Genomic DNA, 1112 nt, shown 5'->3' with positions numbered 1-1112 from the left:
TAATCCGTACTGAACATATTATACATTATTTTCAGTATAGTTGAGCTTATTATTGACTAGAGTCATGCTCTGATTTCTTCCTGCTTCCACGACCCATGACTGGTAGCGGAGTTGGCCTCTATGGTCGTTTCAGGTTAGTCTGAGACGCCCGAGCTACTGAGAAAAGCCCCGCCCTACCGCTATGGGGAAGTAAGCTAACGGCGCGCAGAGGACGTCAACAACCTTGGTCAGCAAACATGGACGGAGAGGGAGGGATTCGAACCCTCGACGGAGCTTTTGGGCCCCGTAACTTCTTAGCAGGAAGCCGCTTTCGACCACTCAGCCACCTCTCCAGGGCCAGGAAGGGCAATGGCAAGCTGGGATCCAGCCACCAGTTCACTCATTGTAGGGGATGGGATCCCACCCGGCAACTGCCCCCTGACCCGCCCTGCAAAGACTCCGTCCCGCTATCGCGATCAGCCGGGATCCCTCCTGGGGTTGGGTGAGTCTAGCTCACCACCTGCAGGTAAATATCGAAGCTGCCGCTATTGTCGCCGTAGCTGCCCTTGGCGTCATTGATGTTGAAGGCAATATCCAGGTTGGGATCCAGATCCACCTCTTGGGGCTGCTCTGGCGAGGACTCGAAAACCTGATGGGCCACCAGTTGGGCGTTGGGTTGAAACAGCACAATCCCGTAGCGGCAGAGGCCCGGGTAGCGCCACTCCTCAGGGGTCGGGATCCCTTTGCCAAGGGGCGAGCGGATGCTGGTGGAAAACGAGAAGCCATAGCGCCAAGCCACATTCCTGGGGAAAAAGCGGATACGGCTGGCCCGCAACGGACGCCCTTGCCAGCGTAAAATGTTGCCCGCCTCTTGGTTCACCCGCAGGTCACGGAAAGCCATCCAAGCCTGTAAAGCTTCTTCTTCAGGTTGGATCCCTTCGATGGCCAGGGCCTGGCTCCAATCCAAGTCACTGCCATCGCAGGTGATCTGCCGCGGAATTTGCGCCAAATCCAGTTGTGCCAACCCCAGAGTATCAGACGCAGATTGGGTAAACATCTATCTCTGATACATTTACGCTGAACACTGCTGAACATCACTGTTCAACTATGCAGCGATAGCATTCTGTTTGTTT

Annotated in this window: 1 protein-coding gene and 1 tRNA gene; both read right to left on the bottom strand. The window is 55.4% G+C overall.

All coding sequences use genetic code 11. The features are described 5' to 3' along the window. Positions 1-241: 241 nt before the first annotated feature. Positions 242-332: transfer RNA gene (locus NW837_RS12965), tRNA-Ser, on the bottom strand. Positions 333-487: 155 nt separating this feature from the next. Then, complete coding sequence (locus NW837_RS12960) at positions 488-1036, bottom strand: hypothetical protein (protein ID WP_011433891.1); 549 nt, start codon at positions 1034-1036, stop codon at positions 488-490. Positions 1037-1112 lie beyond the last annotated feature (76 nt).

This window comes from Synechococcus sp. R6-10 (genome assembly GCF_047461815.1).
Taxonomy (GTDB): domain Bacteria; phylum Cyanobacteriota; class Cyanobacteriia; order Thermostichales; family Thermostichaceae; genus Thermostichus.
Note: the sequence above shows the minus strand (reverse complement) of the source record. Positions and strands in the feature narration are given on the sequence as shown.

Excerpts from the sequence above, each read along its gene's own strand:
- NW837_RS12960 (WP_011433891.1), bottom strand. The coding sequence starts at position 1,036 with ATGTTTACCCAATCTGCGTCTGATACTCTGGGGTTGGCACAACTGGAT.